This is a genomic window from Arthrobacter oryzae (assembly GCF_003634095.1).
Lineage (GTDB): Bacteria > Actinomycetota > Actinomycetes > Actinomycetales > Micrococcaceae > Arthrobacter > Arthrobacter oryzae.
In genome coordinates, this window is the sequence record NZ_RBIR01000001.1 from 358,485 (window position 1) to 373,743 (window position 15,259).

Genomic DNA, 15,259 nt, shown 5'->3' on the forward strand with positions numbered 1-15,259 from the left:
GCTCCCGACGTGGCAGGATGGAATTTATGTTGCGTTGGTTGACTGCCGGAGAATCCCATGGCCCGGCACTGGTCGGAATTATTGAAGGCGTGCCCGCCGGTGTGGAAGTCACCAGCGGCCACATCAGCGAGGCCCTGGCCCGCCGGCGGCTCGGCTACGGCCGCGGAGCGCGGATGAAATTCGAGCAGGACGTGGTCACAATCCTCGGCGGCGTCCGCCACGGCCTGACCCAGGGCGGCCCCGTCGCCATCCAGGTCGGCAACACCGAGTGGCCCAAGTGGGAACAGATCATGTCCTCCGATCCGGTCGATCCGGAAATCCTGGCCGACCAGGCCCGGAACGCTCCGCTCACCCGGCCCCGGCCCGGCCACGCCGACTTCACCGGCATGCAGAAATACGGCTTCGACGAGGCCCGTCCGGTCCTGGAGCGCGCCAGCGCCCGCGAGACGGCCACCAGGGTTGCCCTCGGCACGGTCGCCGCAGCGTTCCTCAAGCAGCTTGGAATCGAACTCGTCTCCCACACCGTGTCCATCGCAAGTGTGGCCGTACCGGAAGGCCGGCCGTTGCCGGTCCCGGACAACGTCCTGGCCCTCGACGCCGATCCGCTGCGCTGTTTCGACCGGGAAACCTCGGACGCGATGGTGGCCGAGGTCGACGTCGCGCACAAGGAAGGCGAAACCCTCGGGGGAGTCGTCGAGGTGCTGGCCTACGGCCTGCCGCCGGGACTTGGCAGCTACGTCCACTGGGACCGGCGCCTTGACTCGCGCCTGGCCGCGGCCCTCATGGGCATCCAGGCCATCAAGGGCGTTGAAGTCGGCGACGGCTTCCTCACGGCTGCCCGCCGCGGCTCGGCCGCCCACGACGAAATCGTCAAGGATTCGGACGGCAAGATCATCCGCACGTCCAACCGGGCAGGTGGGATCGAAGGCGGCATGAGCATCGGCGACGTCCTGCGCGTCCGCGCGGCCATGAAGCCGATCGCCACGGTGCCGCGCGCGCTCAAGACGGTGGACGTCAGCACGGGGGAGGCCGCCAAGGCCCACCACCAGCGCTCCGACGTCTGTGCGGTCCCGGCCGCCGGCGTGGTCGCCGAGGCCATGGTGGCCCTGGTCCTCGCCGAAGCGGTCACGGAAAAGTTCGGCGGCGACTCCGTGCAGGAGACCGCCCGCAACATCAAGGGTTACCTGGACAACATTCCGGCGGCCCTGGACTCGATCGGCCACTAGTGCCGGCCGGGAACAACGAACAGCCTTCCGCCGCGGCCAAGCCCGCGGCTACGCCCGCCGCAGAGCCTCTGGGCCCGATCGTCCTGATCGGACCAATGGCCGTGGGCAAATCGGCGATCGGCCAACAGCTCGCCCAGCACCTGGGCTGGGCTTTCGTGGACACCGACGCCGTCGTGGTGGCACAGCACGGCACGATCGCCGAGATCTTCGCCAGCCGGGGCGAACATGCCTTCCGTGAGATGGAGGCCCGGGCCGTCGCGCATGCGGTCGAGGACGCCCGGCGCGGCCAGGCTGTCATTTCCCTCGGCGGCGGGGCCGTCCTCGACTCGGGAACGCAGCAGCTCTTGGGCCGCTGTACCGTGGTGTATCTGGAGTGCGACGCCGAAACTGTGGCGGAACGCATCGCCCGGAATTCGGGCCGGCCGCTCCTGGCCGGCGACGCCATGGGCCGGTGGCGAACCCTGTTCGCCACCCGGCAGCCGGTTTACGAACGGCTCGCAGACCTCGTCCTCGATGTCCGGCGGGGCAGTATCCCGGAACTGGCTCACCGGCTGGAAGATGCGCTGGGGGAGTACGTCGCGGCCAAATCCGCAGCTGTGCCCGCCCCGGCGGCGACAAAGGAAGTTGAATAGTGAGTACCGAAGCAACCGTCATCAAGGTCACCGGTCAGACGCCCGCTGAGAACTACGACGTCGTGGTTGGCCGCGGCCTCCTGGCAAGCCTGCCGGGCCTCCTGGGCGAACGCGTCAAGCGTGTTCTGGTGATCCATCCCCGCGCGCTCAGGCTCACCGGCGACACCGTCCGGGAAGAGCTGGCCGCCGCCGGTTTCACCGCCCTGACAGCGGAGATCCCCGACGCCGAAGAAGGCAAGCACATTGAGGTGGCGTCCTTCTGCTGGCAGGTGCTGGGGCAGAACGACTTCACCCGCTCGGACGCCATCGTCGCAGTCGGGGGCGGCGCCGTGACGGACCTCGCCGGCTTTGTCGCCGCGACCTGGCTGCGCGGCGTCAAGGTCATCCACATGCCCACCAGCCTGCTGGGCATGGTCGATGCCTCCGTCGGCGGCAAGACCGGCATCAACACGGCCGAGGGCAAGAACCTGGTGGGCGCGTTCCATCCGCCCGCGGGCGTCCTCGCGGACCTCGACACCTTGGACACGCTGCCGAAGAACGAGATCATTTCCGGCATGGCCGAGGTCATCAAGTGCGGCTTCATCGCCGACCCCGCCATCCTCAACCTGATCGAAAAGGACCCGTCCGCGGTCTCCGATCCCCGCTCCGACGTGCTCCGGGAACTCATCGAACGCGCCATCAGCGTCAAGGCCCGGGTGGTCTCGGAGGACCTGAAGGAGACAGGCCAGCGCGAGATCCTGAACTACGGCCACACCCTGGGGCACGCGATCGAACTCGCCGAGCGCTACTCCTGGCGGCACGGCGCGGCCGTCTCGGTGGGCATGATGTTCGCCGCCGAGCTCGCCCGCAGCGTCGGCCGGCTCAGCGACGCCGACGCCGACCGGCACCGCAGCATCCTTGAAAGCCTGGGGCTGCCCATCACGTACCGCCGCGACCGCTGGCAGGCCCTCCTGGACGGCATGCGCCGGGACAAGAAGTCCCGCGGTGACCTCCTGCGCTTCGTGGTCCTCGACGGCGTCGGCCGGCCGGGCATCCTCGACGTCCCCGACACGTCGCTGCTTTTCGCCGCTTACCAGGAGATTGCCTCCTGATGAACATGGTCAAGGGCGGCACGAGCGAGTGGCCGGACGCGGGGTTTCCCGGGATCCGGATCAATCCGCGGAGCCTCATGCCCCAGATCGTCAACGAAGAGGTCATGGCCGAGGCGTTGGCGGCATCCACGGACCCCGGTGACCTGATCCTCGTCCGCCTCGTCGAAGGGCACGCGGCCGAGGCCGCCGAACTGCTCGCCGAGGCCCGGTACAAGGACCCGGACTCGCTGCGGCTGCGAATCTTCGAGGCGGACGTGCTCAGGGTTTCTAACCGCTTCGACCGCGCCGTCGAGGTCTTCCGTCAGCTCCTCGCAGAAACCCAGGGCACCCTGGAAGAGGCCGCCGTCCGCCAGCACCTGGGCCGGTCCTACTTCGCTGGCGGCAACGTGGGCGCCGCCGTCGAGTCCTTCGCGAAGGCCCTCGACCTGCGCGTGGCCGGCTCCGCGGACGCCGCGCTCATTTACGCCTCGGCGGTGGCCCTGCAGCGCGCCCGGGAAGTGCTGGAACAGCAGTCCTGAACCGCCGTCAGCCAGCGTTGCCCGGGAACCGGTAGAATAGAACTTGGATTTTTGACAAACACGCGCTGGCGGCCCGATTGGCATGCCGGCCCGGCATATGACGTCAGGCCGATAGCACCGGCCCGATGGAACCAGATAGAAACGAAGAGGATACTGTGGCAACCACAAACGACATCAAGAACGGCACCGTCCTCAAGCTTGAGGGCCAGCTTTGGAACATCATCGAGTTCCAGCACGTCAAGCCGGGCAAGGGTGGCGCGTTCGTGCGCACCAAGATGCGCAACGTGATGTCCGGCAAAGTGGTCGACAAGACCTTCAACGCCGGACTGAAAATCGAGACCGCCACGGTGGACCGCCGCGACTACCAGTACCTGTACCAGGACGGCGCCGACTTCGTCTTCATGGATACCTCGGACTTCGACCAGCTCACGGTCTCCGCCGCCACCGTCGGCGACGCCACCAATTTCATGCTTGAGAACCAGATGGTCAACATCGCCATCCATGAGGGCAACCCGCTCTACATCGAACTGCCCCCGAGCGTCGTTCTCGAGATCACCTACACGGAGCCGGGCCTGCAGGGCGACCGCTCCTCGGCCGGCACCAAGCCTGCCACCCTCGAAACCGGCTACGAGATCCAGGTGCCGCTGTTTGTCGAGAACAACACCAAGGTCAAGGTCGACACCCGCGACGGCAGCTACCTCGGCCGGGTCAACGACTAGTGAGTGCCCGCGGTAAGGCCCGGAACCGGGCCCTGGATGTTCTCTTCGAGGCAGAGCAGCGCTCCGCTTCGGCGTTCGATGTACTGAAGTCGCGTCGGGAGCAGACCGACCAGATCGTCAACCCCTACACCCTCGAAATCGTCGAAGGCGTGGTGTCCCACCAGGCCGCGATCGACGAGTTCCTGGAGACTTATTCGCAGGGCTGGACCCTGGAGCGCATGCCCTCCGTGGACCGCATCATCCTGCGAATCGGCACCTGGGAACTGCTCTACAACGACGACGTCCCGGATGGCGTGGCGGTCAGTGAGGCCGTGGCCCTGGCCAAGACGCTCTCCACGGACGAGTCGCCGTCGTTCATCAACGGCCTGCTCGGCCGGCTGCAGCAGCTGAAGCCCTCGCTGCTGGCCTGAGCCCGTTCAGCACCAGCTTCACCAAAGGACCGCCCCCGCCGCATGGCAGGGGCGGTCCTTTTTGCATGCCTTCCGTCCGAACTCTTCTGTGACGTAGAACGCCCGGCCAGGGACCGGACCCCGGGTGCCGCTGTGGTAATTTGAAAGAGCAAATAATCCTTTTTTAATTCCGTCCCGTGAGGCGGGGAAAGGGGAGACGAGCTTTGACTTCAGTGCCTTCAGCACCGCGTCCTGCGACGGTTGTGCTCACCCGGGTTGTCCTCAACCAGGCTGACATCGACCGTGCGCTTACTCGTATCGCCCATGAAATTCTCGAGGCCAACAAGGGCTCCCAGGACCTCGTCCTGTTGGGCATTCCCCGCCGGGGCTATCCCCTGGCTGTGCGCCTCGCCGCTAAGATCGCCGCCGCGGATCCCACCGTTGACGCCGCCGCGATCGTCGGCCAGCTCGACGTCACGATGTTCCGCGACGACCTCTCGCACCAGCCCACGCGCCCGCCGTACCCCACCCAGCTGCCGCGCACCGGGATCGACAACAAAGTGGTTGTGCTGATCGACGACGTACTCTACTCGGGCCGGACCATCCGCGCGGCCCTGGATGCCCTTATCGACCTCGGACGCCCCCGGATCGTCCGCCTGGCGGTCCTGATTGACCGCGGCCACCGGGAATTGCCGATCCGCGCGGACCACGTGGGCAAGAACCTGCCCACCTCGTCATCGGAAAAGGTCCGCGTCCGGCTTGAGGAAACCGACTCCGTAGACGGCGTCCCCGTCAACGAAGTGGTCATCGAGGCCACCGCATGAGGCACCTGCTCTCCACCGAAGACTTGAGCCTGCAGAACGCCATCCGCATCCTCGACACTGCCGAGGAAATGGCAGCCGTGGGGGAGCGTGAGGTGAAGAAACTGCCTGCCCTGCGCGGCCGCACCGTGGTCAACCTCTTCTTCGAAGACTCCACCCGTACCCGTATTTCCTTCGAGGCCGCAGCGAAGCGGCTCTCCGCCGACGTCATCAACTTCGCCGCGAAGGGCTCCTCCGTCTCCAAGGGAGAGTCGCTCAAGGACACCGCCCAGACGCTGGCGGCCATGGGAGCCGACGCCGTCGTGATCCGGCACTGGGCCTCCGGCGCCCCGCACCGGCTCGCCGCGACCGACTGGATCGACGCCGCCGTCATCAACGCCGGCGACGGCACCCACGAACACCCCACCCAGGCCCTGCTGGACGCCTTCACCATGCGCCGGCACTGGGCCAAGCTCGCCGGCATCCCCTCCACGGGGGCCGATCTGCAGGGGATGCGCGTCGCAATCGCCGGCGACGTCCTGCACTCGCGGGTGGCACGCTCCAACGTCTGGCTGCTGCGCACCCTGGGCGCCGAGGTCACGCTCGTCGCGCCTCCCACCCTGCTGCCCATCGGCGTCGAAAAATGGCCCTGCACGGTCAGCTTCGACCTCGACGAAACCCTCGCCAAGGGGGTGGACGCGATGATGATGCTCAGGGTCCAGGGCGAACGGATGAACGCATCCTTCTTCCCCACCACCCGGGAATACTCACGCCGCTGGGGCTTCGATGACAACCGGCTCCGCGCCCTGGACACCCTGGGGCTCAAAGACACCATCATCATGCACCCCGGCCCCATGAACCGCGGCCTGGAAATATCCTCGGCCGCGGCGGACTCGCCCCGCTCCACCGTCCTGGCGCAGGTCCGCAACGGCGTCTCCATCCGGATGGCAGCGCTGTACCTGCTGCTCTCCGGGGAGACCCGGGAACCGGCCGCCTCCTCCCACGCCGCCAATCCGAACGCCACCTATTCCCACCAGGAGAGCCACTGATGGCCGAACAGCAACAGCATGCAAGCAACAGCGGCGCCTACCTCATCCGCGGTGCCGCGATCCTGGGCGGAGCAGCCGAGGACCTCCTGATCCGCGACGGCATTATCGCCGCCCGCGGCCCGCACCTGGACGCCGACGGCGTCGGGGTGGGGGACGCGACAGTCATTGAGGCCGCCGGACTCGTGGCGCTGCCCGGCATGGTGGACATCCACACGCACCTGCGCGAGCCCGGCCGCGAAGATGCCGAGACCGTGGAAACCGGCACGCGTGCCGCCGCCCTGGGCGGTTACACGGCCGTCCACGCGATGGCCAACAGCACGCCTGTGGCGGACACCGCCGGCGTCGTCGAACAGGTCCTCACGCTGGGCCGGGCCGCCGGCTGGGTGGACGTCCGCCCGGTGGGTGCCGTCACCGTGGGCCTTGCGGGGGAGCAGCTCGCCGAACTCGGCGCCATGGCCGACTCCCGCGCCCGGGTGCGGGTCTTTTCCGACGACGGCATCTGCGTGCACGACCCCGTGCTGATGCGCCGCGCGCTTGAATACGTCAAGGCGTTCGACGGCGTCGTCGCCCAGCATGCGCAGGAACCGCGCCTCACCGCCGGCGCCCAGATGAACGAGGGCGAGGTCTCCGCCGTCCTCGGCCTTGCCGGCTGGCCCGCCGTCGCCGAGGAAAGCATCATCGCCCGCGACGTTCTGCTGGCCCAGCATGTCGGTTCCCGCCTTCACGTATGCCACGTTTCCACGGCCGGGTCGGTGGAGATCATCCGCTGGGCCAAGTCCCGCGGCGTCAACGTCACGGCCGAGGTCACCCCGCACCACCTGTGGCTCACCGATGAGCTGGCCCGCAGCTACGACCCCGTCTACAAGGTCAACCCGCCGCTGCGCACCGACGCCGATGTCCAGGCCCTGCGAGCGGCGCTGGCCGACGGCACGATCGACGTCGTCGGTACCGACCATGCGCCGCACCCGAGCGAGCACAAGGAATGCGAGTGGGCGCAGGCCGCCATGGGCATGACCGGCCTGGAAACGGCGCTGTCCGTGGTCCAGCACACCATGATTGAAACCGGGCTGATGGGCTGGGCCGACTTTGCCCGCGTGACCTCCACCGCACCGGCCGGCATCGGCCGGCTCCAGGACCAGGGCCGCCCGCTCGAGGCCGGCGAACCCGCCAACGTCATACTCGTAGACCCGGCTGCGCGCTGGACCGTGGACCCTTCTAAGATGGCAACCATGGGCCGTAACTCTCCGTTTGCCGGCCGGGAACTCCCCGGCAGGGTGGTGGCGACGTTCTTCAAGGGCCACCCGACCGTCCTCGACGGCACACTCAATACCCCGTACCGGTGGCCGGACGACGCCGCGGACGCCCCGGCGGTTCGGTCCTGATGGTCAAGGACCTTTCCCTGCTCCTCACACTGGTCCTGGTTGGCGTCGCGCTGGCGCTGATCTGGCTCGGCTGGCGCAACCGCCTGCGCCGCCAGTCCGACGTCGAGCCCCTTCCCGGGGTCCCCGCCGAACTCGGTGCCCCGCTTGCTGAGGCCGACGGCCAGTACGTTGCCTCCACCACCGCCGGCGACTGGCTGGACCGGATCGCCGTCCAGAACCTGGGCATCCGCACCAACGCCGGGCTCAGCGTGTACCCGGAAGGGGCGCTGTTCGAGCGCGCAGGCGCCGGCCCCGTGTTCATCCCGGCCGGAGCGCTGACCGGCGTGCGCCTGGAAAGCGGCATGGCCGGAAAGTTCGTGGAAAAGGACGGCCTGCTGGTGCTCAGCTGGATGCTTGGCTCGCACGAGCTGGACACCGGCTTCCGGACCCGCCGTGCCGAGGACAAGGACCTGCTCCTGGCCACCCTCCAAGATTTGATCTCCGCAGCCCCTCAGGCAGAAGCCGATAGTGGAAAGTAAAGACGTGACGGACCCCAACGCAGTGTCAGAGAAAACAGTGTCAGAAGAAACAGTGGCAGAAACAGTGTCTGAAGAAGCAGTGACAGCAAACCCCGCTGCAGCAGCATCCACCCCCGCGGTCCTCGTGCTCGAGGACGGCCGGATTTTCCGCGGCACCAGCTACGGCGCCACCGGCAGTGCCCTTGGCGAGGCGGTCTTCGCGACCGGCATGACCGGCTATCAGGAAACCATCACCGATCCCTCCTACGCCCGGCAGCTCGTGGTCCAGACCGCGCCGCACATCGGCAACACCGGCGTCAACACCGACGACGCCGAGTCCCGCCGGATCTGGGTGGCCGGTTACATCGTCCGCGACGCCGCCCGCCGGCCCTCCAACTGGCGCTCCGAGCGGTCCCTGGACGACGAACTCGCCGAGCAGGGCATCGTCGGGATCCAGGGCGTGGACACCCGCGCCATCACCCGGCACCTGCGCGAACACAAGACCATGCGCGCGGGCATCTTCTCCGGCGACGCCGCCCGCGCCACGGACAAGGAACTCACGGACGCCGTCCTGGCCAGCGCGCCGATGGAGGGCTCCCGGCTCGCCGAGGAAGTCAGCGTCGACGCCGCGTACACGGTGGAGCCCAAGGACTTCGGCTGGGACGGCGAGCCGCGGTTCAGCATCGCCGCGATCGACCTCGGCATCAAACGCATGACCCCCGTCCGCTTCGCCGAACGCGGCGTCCGGGTGCACGTGCTGCCCGCCACCGCGACCCTCGCCGATGTCCAGGCCGTCAACCCCGACGGCTTCTTCATGTCCAACGGCCCGGGCGACCCCGCCACCGCGGACAACCAGGTGGCTCTGCTGCGTTCCGTGCTTGATGAGAAGATCCCGTACTTCGGCATCTGCTTCGGCAACCAGATCCTGGGCCGCGCGCTGGGCTTCGGCACCTACAAGCTGCGCTACGGCCACCGCGGCCTCAACCAGCCGGTGATGGACCGCCGCACCGGCAAGGTCGAAATCACCTCGCAGAACCACGGCTTCGCCGTCGACGCCCCCCTCAACGGCGCCACCCAGGCGCCCGAGGAGCGCTACGGCCGCGTCGAGGTCAGCCACGTGAGCCTCAACGACGACGTCGTCGAGGGCCTCGCCTGCCTCGACATCCCCGCGTTCTCTGTGCAGTACCATCCCGAAGCGGCCGCCGGACCGCACGACGCCGCGTACCTCTTCGACCGCTTCATCGAGCTGATGGCGGACGCTGCTTCCGCAAAAGAGACTTCCACCGACTCCAAGACTGAGGACAAGAAGTAATGCCCAAGAGAACTGACCTCAAGAGCGTCATGGTCATCGGGTCCGGCCCGATCGTGATCGGCCAGGCGGCCGAATTCGACTACTCCGGCACCCAGGCGCTGCGCGTCCTCAAGGAGGAGGGCCTGCGGGTCATCCTCGTCAACTCCAACCCGGCCACCATCATGACGGACCCCGAGTTCGCCGACGCGACCTACATCGAGCCGATCACCCCCGAGGTGGTCGAGAAGATCATCGCCAAGGAGCGTCCCGACGCGCTCCTGCCGACCCTGGGCGGCCAGACGGCCCTCAACACGGCCATCGCGCTGGACAAGAACGGTGTCCTGGAGAAGTACAACGTCGAGCTGATCGGCGCCAACATTGCCGCGATCGAGCTCGGCGAGGACCGCGAGAAGTTCAAGGGCGTCGTGGAGCGCTGCGGCGCCGAGTCGGCCCGCAGCCACATCATCCACACCATGGACGAGGCCATCGCCGCCGCCGAGGACCTCGGCTACCCGATGGTGGTCCGGCCCTCCTTCACCATGGGCGGCCTCGGCTCCGGCCTGGCCTACGACGAGTCCGACCTCCGCCGGATCGTCGGCCAGGGCCTGCAGTACAGCCCCACCTCCGAGGTGCTGCTCGAAGAGAGCATCCTCGGCTGGAAGGAGTACGAGCTGGAGATGATGCGGGACAAGAACGACAACGTCGTGGTGGTCTGCTCCATCGAGAACTTCGACCCGGTTGGCGTCCACACCGGCGACTCGATCACCGTCGCCCCCGCACTGACCCTTACCGACCGCGAATACCAGCGGCTGCGCGACATTTCCATCGCAGTCATCCGCGAGGTCGGCGTCGACACCGGCGGCTGCAACATCCAGTTCGCCGTCGAACCGGACACCGGGCGCGTCGTCGTGATCGAAATGAACCCGCGCGTCTCCAGGTCCTCGGCGCTGGCCTCCAAGGCCACCGGTTTCGCGATCGCCAAGATCGCCACCAAGCTCTCCCTTGGCTACACCCTGGACGAGATCCCCAACGACATCACCCAGAAGACCCCGGCATCCTTCGAGCCGACCCTGGACTACGTGGTGGTCAAGGTCCCGCGCTTTGCCTTCGAGAAGTTCCCGGCGGCGGATCCCACCCTGACCACCACCATGAAGTCGGTGGGCGAGGCCATGGCCATGGGCCGGAACTTCACCGAGGCCCTGCAGAAGGCCCTGCGCTCCCTCGAACAGAAGGGCTCCCAGCTGGACTTCAGCCACGTCCCGGAATGGGAAGTCGCCGAGCTGATCGAGAAGTCCAAGCGCCCCACCACCGAACGACTGCACCAGGTCCAGCGCGCCCTTCTCGGCGGCGCTACCGTGGAGCAGCTGTTCGAGGCGACCAAGATTGATCCCTGGTACCTGGACCAGCTCCAGCTCCTCAACGAGATCTCGCTCGAAATCCGCAAGGCCCCGGCCCTGACCCACGAGATGCTCCAGCGCGCCAAGCGCCACGGGTTCTCGGACGAACAGATCGGCGCCCTGACGCACAACTCCGAGGCCGTCGTCCGCGGCGTCCGGCAGGCCCTGGGCATCCGCCCGGTCTACAAGACCGTGGACACCTGCGCGGCCGAGTTCGCCGCCTACACCCCCTACCACTACTCGTCCTATGACGAGGAGGACGAGGTGGCGCTGCACGCGAAACCCTCGATCATTATTCTCGGTTCCGGGCCGAACCGGATCGGGCAGGGCATCGAGTTCGACTACTCCTGCGTCCACGCCTCCATGGCCCTGCGCAAGGCCGGCTACGAGACCGTCATGGTCAACTGCAACCCCGAGACTGTCTCCACCGACTACGACGTCTCCACCCGCCTGTACTTCGAACCGCTCACCCTCGAGGACGTCCTGGAGGTCATCGCGGCCGAAGAGCGCACCGGCGGCGTCATGGGCGTCTTCGTCCAGCTCGGCGGCCAGACCCCGCTCAAGCTCGCGCAGCAGCTCGCCGATGCCGGCGTGCCGATCCTCGGCACGTCCCCGGAAGCCATCGACCTCGCCGAGCACCGCGGCGCGTTCTCCCAGGTGCTCGACAAGGCCGGGCTGATCTCGCCGAAGAACGGCACCGCCGTGTCCTTCGAGGACGCCAAGAAGATCGCGGACGAGATCGGCTACCCCGTCCTGGTCCGCCCGTCCTATGTCCTGGGCGGCCGCGGTATGGAAATCGTCTACGACGAGCCCAACCTCTCCCGCTACATCGCGAACGCCACCGAGATCACCCCGGAGCATCCGGTGCTGATCGACCGCTTCCTCGAGGACGCCGTCGAGATCGACGTCGACGCCCTGTACGACGGCACCGAGATGTACCTCGGCGGCATCATGGAGCACATCGAGGAAGCCGGCATCCACTCCGGCGACTCGGCCTGTGTGCTGCCGCCCATCACGCTCGGGAACAACGTCCTGGAGCGGGTCCGCACCGCCACCCTCGCCATCGCCGACGGCGTGGGGGTCCGCGGCCTGATCAACATCCAGTTCGCCCTCGCCTCCGACGTCCTCTACGTCCTGGAAGCCAACCCGCGTGCCTCACGCACCGTGCCGTTCGTGTCCAAGGCCACCGGCGTCCAAATGGCCAAGGCCGCAGCCCTGATCGGCACCGGCGTTACCATCAACCAGCTCCGCAGCGCCTACAAGATGCTGCCGGAAACCGGCGACGGCTCCACGCTGCCGCTGGAGGCGCCGGTCTCGGTCAAGGAAGCCGTGCTGCCCTTCAGCCGCTTCCGCACCCCCGAGGGCAAGGTGGTGGACTCCCTGCTCGGCCCGGAAATGCGTTCCACCGGCGAGGTCATGGGTATCGACAAGCACTTCGACACCGCCTTCGCCAAGAGCCAGGCCGCCGCGAACAACGCCCTGCCCACGGAGGGAAAGATCTTCGTCTCGGTAGCGAACCGGGACAAGCGCTCTGTGATCATGGGTGTCAAACGGCTCTCCGACCTCGGGTTCGAGATCGTCTCCACCGGCGGCACCGCGGACGTCCTGCGCCGCAACGGTATCCAGGCCACCCCCGTGCGCAAGGTCGCCGAGGGCTCCAGCGCCGAGGGCGAGGGCACCATTGCCGACCTCATCGTCGCCGGCGAGATCGACATGGTGTTCAACACCCCTTCCGGCGGCGAAGCCCGCAGCGACGGCTACGAACTGCGGGCGGCGGCAACGTCCATCGGCATTCCGTGTATCACCACCGTCGCCGAATTCAATGCCGCGGTCCAGGCCATCGAGGCGCTGCGCACCTACGAATGGTCCGTCACGAGCCTGCAGGAGCACGCCGCGTACCTCAAGGCCCTCCAGGATGCCTGAGGCACGCAGCGCGGCACCGGCCGGCCGGGAGACGTTCGGCTCCCGGCTGGGCCAGGCCATGGCGGAGCGCGGGCCGCTGTGCGTCGGCATTGATCCGCACCCGGCACTGCTGCAGCGCTGGGGCTTGACGGACGACGTCGCCGGACTGGAACGCTTCTCGCTGACCGTCTTGGAGGCCGTGGCGTCCCTCGCTGCCGCGGTGAAGCCGCAGGTGGCCCTCTACGAAAGGCACGGCTCGGCCGGGATCGCCGTGCTCGAACGCACCCTGGCCGCGGCGGCCGAGGCCTCCGTGCTGACCATCGCGGACGCCAAACGCGGTGACATCGGCTCCACTATGGCCGCCTACGCCGACGCGTGGCTGCGCGACGGCTCGGCCCTGGCCGCGGACTCGGTCACTCTGAGCCCGTATCTGGGCTTTGAGTCGCTCCGGCCGGCACTGGACCTGGCGGCAGAGAGCGGGCGCGGCGTGTTCGTCCTCGCGCTCACGTCGAACCCGGAAGGCGCCTCCGTCCAGCATGTCGGCGGGGCGGACTCGGTCGCGCGGCGGATCACCGAGGCGGCCGCCGAAGAGAACCGGCGCTACGGCGGGTCCCTCGGTTCCGTCGGCCTTGTGGTGGGCGCGACCGTGGGGTCCGCACTCACGGCGCTGGATCTCGATCTGGCGGCGGTCCGCGGACCGATCCTGGCCCCCGGCCTGGGTGCCCAGGGGGCCACGCCCGCGGACCTGCGGCGCACGTTCGGCGCGGCATATCCCCAGGTCCTGGGCACCTCCAGCCGGGAGATTCTCGGGGCCGGACCGGGGCTGACCGGCCTTCGGGATGCCGCGCGGCGCACCCTCGACGAGCTCCTCGCCGCCTGACAGCCACGCCCGGGCCGGCTGCGTCCGGCCCGGGACGCCGGCCTTCCGTTTGCGCCCGGTTCCGGACCGGTTGCAACCGATTCGAAGCAGGTTGCAGCCGGCCCCGGGCGCAGGTCTTCCTGATCCGGCGACGGCCGCAGATTCCCATTGATTTCTGCCGCCGCCAGAAGGTAGGTTCAGGTCAAGGGCATGGGTGCCCCGTCCCGCCATGCAGGGAGGACTTCAGTGAGTTTGAGACCCCTCACGCCGCAGGAGCGTTCCGACGCCCTACGCAAGGCCGCTGCCGCAAGGGCCACCAGGGCCGACGCCAAGGAGCGCCTCAAGTCCGGTGAGTTGACCATCGCCAAAGTCATCAGTTCCGCGGAAACCGACGACGCCATTGCCCGCATGCGGATTGTCGAGCTGCTCGAAGCCCTGCCGGGGATCGGCAGGGTCCGTGCGGCGGCCATCATGGAACAACTCGGCATCGCACAATCCAGGCGGGTCCGCGGCCTGGGAATCCACCAGCGTCGGGCGCTGGTAGATTTTATTGACGACAAGTAGTTCGCTCCGCCGAGCTGCCCCCACCGCCCAAAGGAATATGTGAGCAAGAAACCGGGACTGACAGTCCTCGCCGGCCCGACGGCTGTTGGCAAAGGCACCGTGTCCACCTACATCCGGGACAACTACCCCGGCGTCTGGCTGTCCGTATCCGCCACGACCCGCCCGCCGCGCCCGGGGGAGCAGGATGGCACCCACTATTTCTTCAAGTCAGCCGAGGAATTCGATTCCCTGGTCGAAAACGGCGAACTGCTCGAGTGGGCCGTGGTCCACGGCCAGAACCGCTACGGCACGCTGCGCAGCACGGTGGACGCCGCCATCGCCGAGGGCCGCTCAGTGCTGTTGGAGATTGACCTGCAGGGCGCCCGGCAGGTCAAGGAGGCCGTACCGGACGCCCAGTTTGTGTTCCTGGCGCCCCCGAGCTGGGACGAAATGGTCCGCCGGCTGGTCGGCCGCGGCACGGAAAGCGCCGAAGAACAGCAGCAGCGGCTGGAAACCGCTAAACTAGAACTTGCCGCTGAACCGGAGTTCGACCACACCGTCATCAATGATGACGTTCGACGGGCAGCGGACGAGCTTGTTTCACTCATGGGGCTGACCCCGAACCCGCGCTAGGCGCCGGGACGCACCGGCCCGTTAGAATTTGGAGAATTCGTGTCCACGAACCTTGAAGGCATCATCAACCCGCCGATCGACGAGCTCTTGAAGGCCGCCGACTCGAAGTACGGACTGGTGATTTTCGGTGCCAAGCGCGCACGCCAGATCAACGCGTACTACGCCCAGCTTCACGAGGGCCTGTTTGAGTACGTCGGCCCGCTGGTCGACACCAAGCTGAACGAGAAGTCCCTCTCGATCGCCCTGCGCGAGATCAACGAAGGCAAGCTCGTTTCCACGCCGATCGAAGCCGCAGAGTAATTCCCTTCACGGGAAGAGCAAAGTAAACAGA

Annotated in this window: 16 protein-coding genes; all 16 read left to right on the forward strand. The window is 67.6% G+C overall.

What is annotated here, in order from left to right:
* The first annotated feature begins 26 nt into the window (after positions 1-26).
* Positions 27-1,226, forward strand: a complete 1,200-nt coding sequence (aroC, locus tag C8D78_RS01710) for a chorismate synthase (protein WP_120950148.1) — start codon at positions 27-29, stop codon at positions 1,224-1,226.
* A 68-nt stretch (positions 1,227-1,294) separates the two neighbouring features.
* Positions 1,295-1,858: a shikimate kinase gene (locus C8D78_RS01715; RefSeq protein ID WP_279629518.1), complete on the forward strand. Its 564-nt coding sequence runs from the start codon at positions 1,295-1,297 to the stop codon at positions 1,856-1,858.
* Positions 1,858-2,949 (forward strand): 3-dehydroquinate synthase, encoded by a 1,092-nt coding sequence (gene aroB / locus C8D78_RS01720; RefSeq protein ID WP_120950150.1) that lies wholly within the window; start codon positions 1,858-1,860, stop codon positions 2,947-2,949. The genes C8D78_RS01715 and aroB overlap by 1 nt, the downstream gene beginning before the upstream one ends.
* Positions 2,949-3,467, forward strand: coding sequence for a tetratricopeptide repeat protein (locus tag C8D78_RS01725; protein WP_120950151.1), 519 nt, complete (start codon positions 2,949-2,951; stop codon positions 3,465-3,467). The genes aroB and C8D78_RS01725 overlap by 1 nt, the downstream gene beginning before the upstream one ends.
* 155 nt (positions 3,468-3,622) lie before the next feature.
* Complete coding sequence (gene efp / locus C8D78_RS01730; RefSeq protein ID WP_018773146.1) at positions 3,623-4,186, forward strand: elongation factor P; 564 nt, start codon at positions 3,623-3,625, stop codon at positions 4,184-4,186.
* Complete coding sequence (gene nusB, locus C8D78_RS01735; protein ID WP_091251831.1) at positions 4,186-4,596, forward strand: transcription antitermination factor NusB; 411 nt, start codon at positions 4,186-4,188, stop codon at positions 4,594-4,596. Before efp ends, nusB begins: the two co-directional genes overlap by 1 nt.
* Positions 4,597-4,799: 203 nt before the next feature.
* Positions 4,800-5,399: a bifunctional pyr operon transcriptional regulator/uracil phosphoribosyltransferase PyrR gene (gene pyrR, locus C8D78_RS01740; protein ID WP_120950152.1), complete on the forward strand. Its 600-nt coding sequence runs from the start codon at positions 4,800-4,802 to the stop codon at positions 5,397-5,399.
* Positions 5,396-6,424: an aspartate carbamoyltransferase catalytic subunit gene (locus tag C8D78_RS01745; protein WP_120950153.1), complete on the forward strand. Its 1,029-nt coding sequence runs from the start codon at positions 5,396-5,398 to the stop codon at positions 6,422-6,424. The genes pyrR and C8D78_RS01745 overlap by 4 nt, the downstream gene beginning before the upstream one ends.
* Entirely contained in the window at positions 6,424-7,806 is a 1,383-nt protein-coding gene (locus C8D78_RS01750) for a dihydroorotase (protein WP_120950154.1), read from the forward strand. The genes C8D78_RS01745 and C8D78_RS01750 overlap by 1 nt, the downstream gene beginning before the upstream one ends.
* Positions 7,806-8,324 carry a PH-like domain-containing protein gene (locus C8D78_RS01755; RefSeq protein ID WP_120950647.1) on the forward strand — a complete coding sequence of 173 codons (519 nt, stop codon included), beginning with the start codon at positions 7,806-7,808 and terminating at the stop codon, positions 8,322-8,324. The genes C8D78_RS01750 and C8D78_RS01755 overlap by 1 nt, the downstream gene beginning before the upstream one ends.
* Before the next feature lie 79 nt (positions 8,325-8,403).
* Positions 8,404-9,615, forward strand: coding sequence for a glutamine-hydrolyzing carbamoyl-phosphate synthase small subunit (carA, locus tag C8D78_RS01760; RefSeq protein ID WP_120950155.1), 1,212 nt, complete (start codon positions 8,404-8,406; stop codon positions 9,613-9,615).
* Positions 9,615-12,914 (forward strand): carbamoyl-phosphate synthase large subunit, encoded by a 3,300-nt coding sequence (carB, locus tag C8D78_RS01765; RefSeq protein WP_120950156.1) that lies wholly within the window; start codon positions 9,615-9,617, stop codon positions 12,912-12,914. The genes carA and carB overlap by 1 nt, the downstream gene beginning before the upstream one ends.
* Positions 12,907-13,773 carry an orotidine-5'-phosphate decarboxylase gene (gene pyrF / locus C8D78_RS01770; protein ID WP_120950157.1) on the forward strand — a complete coding sequence of 289 codons (867 nt, stop codon included), beginning with the start codon at positions 12,907-12,909 and terminating at the stop codon, positions 13,771-13,773. Before carB ends, pyrF begins: the two co-directional genes overlap by 8 nt.
* Positions 13,774-13,998: 225 nt before the next feature.
* Positions 13,999-14,316 (forward strand): integration host factor, actinobacterial type, encoded by a 318-nt coding sequence (mihF, locus tag C8D78_RS01775; RefSeq protein WP_208641840.1) that lies wholly within the window; start codon positions 13,999-14,001, stop codon positions 14,314-14,316.
* A 39-nt stretch (positions 14,317-14,355) separates the two neighbouring features.
* Positions 14,356-14,928 (forward strand): guanylate kinase, encoded by a 573-nt coding sequence (gene gmk, locus C8D78_RS01780; RefSeq protein ID WP_120950159.1) that lies wholly within the window; start codon positions 14,356-14,358, stop codon positions 14,926-14,928.
* A gap of 39 nt (positions 14,929-14,967) precedes the next feature.
* On the forward strand, positions 14,968-15,228 hold the full coding sequence (gene rpoZ, locus C8D78_RS01785; protein ID WP_090581074.1) for a DNA-directed RNA polymerase subunit omega: 261 nt from the start codon (positions 14,968-14,970) through the stop codon (positions 15,226-15,228).
* The last annotated feature ends 31 nt before the right edge of the window (positions 15,229-15,259 follow it).